Raw genomic sequence first — 3950 nt, forward strand, 5'->3', positions numbered from 1 at the left:
GACCGCGGCCAAGCTCGGCTTCCGCGATCCGATCGTCGGCAACCTGTACCGCGACGGCGGCGCCGGCCTGGCCGACCAGATCGACGCGTTCGTCGACGTGCTCACGAACGCCGTCGCTCCGGCCGCGCGCGACAGCCACAAGGGCATGCCGCTGATCGACAACGTCAAGTGGGTCGCCGAGAACGCGTACGGCGTGCCGGCCGACCGCGTGGTGCTCAAGGACGGCTTCCTCGACTCGCTCGGCGAGGCCACGGAACTGTGCAAGGACGCGGGCTTCTCGCTCGACGATCTCGCGCTGGTCGCGGTCAAGTCCCCGGCCACGATGACCGACAACGACCGCGCCCCGGAGGAGGAGCGCACCGTGACCCTCAAGAAGGTCGAAGTGCACGCCGGCGCCGGTCTGGTCCACGTGAACCTGACCACGTCCCTGACCACCCCGATGCCGAAGATCGTCTGATCGGTCGGTATAGAGCGGCGTCCTAAAGCTGGCGGCAGCCTCGGCCCCCTCGGCTGAGGGGGCTGTCAGCGAAGCTGACTGGGGGAGCGTACACTCATGGCCTACATATTCTGCGTAGGTTTACGGCGTTCGCTCCCTCAGTTTTGTATATCTGCAACTAGAAGTTGCCGCCGTTCCAGCCCCAGTCGGTGGTGGCGGTGTAGCGGATGTACGTGCGGTCCTCGGGGATGCCGAGCGTGGAGCTGAGCGCGGCCATGATCGACTCGGTGAGCTTCTCCCATGCGGAGCCCGGCACGGAGCGGCCGAACACGTTGACCTCCACGTACGCGGCCGGCCGGTCGTCGGAGCCGCCGAAGTAGATCGGCATCTCATCCTCGAACGGGCACATCAACCAGCCTTCGGACTTGCCAGGCACCGCGGTGATCGCCTTGCCGTACGCGGTCTTGAGCGCCTCGCGCTGCTCGGGCGTGGTCTTGACGGAAACGTGGGTGTGAATGACGGGCATGATTCCTCCTTGATCGGATCAGGATCGACAATCGTCGTCTTCCATCCTAATCCGCACGGGTCAAACGCAACGTGTTAAATGGATTCCCGTGAAGAAACTGATAGCGCAGCTGATGAAGTTCGGCATCGTGGGCGTGATCGCCTTCGTGATCGACTGGGGCATCCTCAACCTGCTGGTCGGCGTGTTCCACATGCACAACGTGCTGGCCGCCACCATCTCCTTCCTCATTTCGCTGGTGTTCAACTATCTGGCGAGCATGAAGTTCGTGTTCAAGCACCGGCCGGACATGGCCCGCTGGATGGAGATCGAGATCTTCGTGGGCGCGGCCGTGATCGGCCTGTTCATGAACGACGCGATCATCTGGATCTCCACGTACGGCATGAACCGCGACGCCTACTGGTCGCAGCACGCCGAATACCTGCTGCGCACCAACATCGGCAAGCTCATCGCCACCGTCGTGGTGATGGTGTGGAACTTCTGCATCCGCAAATGGCTGCTCGACGACACGCACACCAACGCGATGAACCGTCTCAAGAAGGCCGAGAACCGCCTCACCGCCGAGGAGCTCGAGGCCAAGTGGGAGGCGAGCTTCTCCCACCGTCTCGGCCTGTGGTCGCTCGAGCACACCCCCAAGGGCTGGCCGAAGTAAGCGTCACACGCTCACGGTCGTCAGGGTCGGCGTTTCCGTGCTCGACTTGATCTGACGGAAGCCGGTGTACGCGATCGCCAGCGAAACCAGCGCCAGCGTCGTGACCACCAGAAAACCGCCGTGCGAGCCCATCCGGTCGATGAACTGACCGGCGATCGCCGAGCCGACCGAGCCGCCGATCGAGTTCATCGCGCCCATCCACGCCATGCCTTCGGTGAACCGCGTCGGCGGCACCAGATGCAGCATCAGCTGGTTGCCGTTCACCCACGTCGGCGCCTGGCACACGCCGATCAGCAGGTAGATGATCATGATCACCCACAGGTGACGCGCGAACATGAAGCAGCCGATGCCGAGGTTGACCACGGTCAGGCAGAAGTAGAAGCGCTTCCACAGCGGGATCGTCCAGTTCTTCGCGCCGTAGACGAGCGCGCCCACCAGCGAGCTGATCGAGAAGCACGCGAACACGAAGCCGGTGTACTGCTTCATGCCGGCCTCGGTCGCGAACGCGATGATCGAGATGCCGGCCGCCGACTGGAACGCGCCCAGTCCGAACCACGTCACGCACAGCGCGACCATGCCCGCGCCCCAGATCGACTCCTTGCGCCCGGCCTTGACGTCGGCCTCCGCAAGCCGCATCGCCGCCTGCACCTCCGCTTCGGACAGCCCCTCGTCGATCGCCTTGCAACGGGCCCGCTCCACCGCGGCCTCCGCCTGCAGGGCCTTCGCGCGGGCCGCCTCGCGCTCGCGGTACTGCTTGCGCGTCATGCCGGCCTCGCGGGCGAGCACGGTCTGCGACTTCGGCTCGGTCGTCAGCTCGGTGAGCACCATCAACGCGCCCACCAGCACGCACACGCCGGTGAACGAGAATGCGAGCAGGCCGGAGATCACGGCCAGCGTGGACGCGAGCGGGTTGCCGATCACCCACATCGCCTCGTCGAACACGCTCGACAGGCTCAACGCGCGGTTCGTGCGCTCGCGGTCGCCCTTGAGCAGGTTGGTCCAACGCTGACGGCTCATCGCGCCCCACGGCGGGATCGCGGCCATGAACGGCACGATGCAGAACAGGATCCACGACGGCGCGCGGTTGGTGATGCACGTCACCAGCGCGGTCGCCGCGATCATCCACACGATGATCGTCGGGATCGAGATCTGCCGCTGGCCGAACTTGTCGACGAGCTTGCCGAGCACGGGGGAGAAGACGGCGAGCGCGATCGCCTGCACCGCGGTGAGCGCGCCGGCGAGCGAATAGTTGCCGTAGTAGTGCTGCACGGAGATCGTGATCGTCATGCCGACCATCGGGAACGGCATGCAGGCGATGACCGATCCGACGGCGAAGCGTGCGGTGTGGGGTATGCGGAGCAGCTCCGCATACCCGCCGAAGAGTTTGTGGTTGATGTCCTTGATCGCGCTCGCTACCTGACTGGTATGACCGGCGGTTGCCATAGCCGCTCCTTTCTGCTCACGGTTGGGTCTGAGGCCGGACCGTCGCTTTGCGTCGCGGCGGCGGGCCTTGTCGTTGCGTTCTCGCTGGCGTCGCCCGATGTGGTAAATCGTTTGACGCTTCGCGTCGCACGCTTCGCACGATGATGCCGTATTGTCGGTTCGGATGATGCCGGTTGGCACCTTTTGGCTTGGCTGATGTCCGTTCCCTTGGCGGGTTCCGGACGACGTTGGTTACCGTTTGGTAGTTGTCTGAAGGCCGGCTTTCCCGTTACTCCCCGACGACGGTCACTGCGTCATGTTGCCGTGCCGTGGGTCAGCCGTGCGAATGCATGCGTTGCTCTTCACTTGTTTGGTCACGGCCACTCTATAGGTCGCCCCGGTCGCGACACGCGGTACAGTGAGAAGAAGCAATGTGAATTCTTTGAGGGGAGCCGATGATGCCCGCAACCACCATCCACTTCGTCCGTCACGGCAAGGTCTACAATCCCGGCCATCTGCTCTACGAACGGCTCCCCGGCTTCCACCTGTCCGATCGCGGCCGCCGCATGGCCGAAGCGACCGCGCGCTATCTCGCCAGCAACCCGCAGACCAACACGATCTCCGCCGTCTACTCGTCGCCGCTCGAACGCACGCGCGAAACCGCCGGCGCGATCATCGACGCGCTCAACGACGTGCGCGCGCAGCGCGGCCAGTCCCCGCTCACGCTGGAAACCGACCCGCGCGTCATCGAAGCGGGCAACGAGTTCCGCGGAAAACGCATCGGCCACGGCGAAGGCGCGCTGTGGCGCAACGGCAACTGGAAACTCGTCCTCAACCTGTACAAGCCGAGCTGGGGCGAGTCGTACCGCTCCATCGCCGCGCGCATGAGCGAGTTCGCACGCGAAAAAGTCGCGCAG

Annotated in this window: 4 protein-coding genes and 1 pseudogene; 3 read left to right on the plus strand and 2 right to left on the minus strand. The window is 64.7% G+C overall.

The genetic code is table 11. From position 1 onward, the window contains the following. A pseudogene (locus JS533_RS13385) lies at window positions 1-457 on the plus strand (formate--tetrahydrofolate ligase); the annotation flags it as partial. Window positions 458-614: 157 nt separating this feature from the next. On the opposite strand, the gene JS533_RS13390 reads toward JS533_RS13385, so the two are convergent. Further along, complete coding sequence (locus tag JS533_RS13390; RefSeq protein WP_241515299.1) at window positions 615-962, minus strand: phenylpyruvate tautomerase MIF-related protein; 348 nt, start codon at window positions 960-962, stop codon at window positions 615-617. 112 nt (window positions 963-1074) lie between these two features. On the opposite strand from JS533_RS13390, the gene JS533_RS13395 reads away from it, so the two are divergent. Then, window positions 1075-1611 carry a GtrA family protein gene (locus JS533_RS13395; protein ID WP_241515304.1) on the plus strand — a complete coding sequence of 179 codons (537 nt, stop codon included), beginning with the start codon at window positions 1075-1077 and terminating at the stop codon, window positions 1609-1611. A gap of 3 nt (window positions 1612-1614) precedes the next feature. On the opposite strand, the gene JS533_RS13400 is transcribed toward JS533_RS13395, so the two are convergent. Continuing rightward, the gene (locus JS533_RS13400; RefSeq protein WP_241515301.1) at window positions 1615-3054 is read right to left on the minus strand and encodes an MFS transporter; all 1440 of its coding nucleotides are present in this window, start codon (window positions 3052-3054) and stop codon (window positions 1615-1617) included. 437 nt (window positions 3055-3491) lie between these two features. Between JS533_RS13400 and JS533_RS13405 the strand changes: the two genes are divergently transcribed. Beyond that, window positions 3492-3950: histidine phosphatase family protein (locus JS533_RS13405; protein ID WP_241515303.1), on the plus strand; the 459-nt coding region annotated here is incomplete at its 3' end.

Origin of the sequence: Bifidobacterium amazonense, assembly GCF_018555435.2 — a bacterium.
In the GTDB taxonomy this organism is placed as follows: domain Bacteria; phylum Actinomycetota; class Actinomycetes; order Actinomycetales; family Bifidobacteriaceae; genus Bifidobacterium; species Bifidobacterium amazonense.

What these genes read in the sequence shown, in the direction of transcription:
- JS533_RS13390 (WP_241515299.1), bottom strand. Translation starts at nt 962, where the DNA reads ATGCCCGTCATTCACACCCACGTTTCCGTCAAGACCACGCCCGAGCAG.
- JS533_RS13395 (WP_241515304.1), top strand. Translation starts at nt 1,075, where the DNA reads ATGAAGTTCGGCATCGTGGGCGTGATCGCCTTCGTGATCGACTGGGGC.
- JS533_RS13400 (WP_241515301.1), bottom strand. Translation starts at nt 3,054, where the DNA reads ATGGCAACCGCCGGTCATACCAGTCAGGTAGCGAGCGCGATCAAGGAC.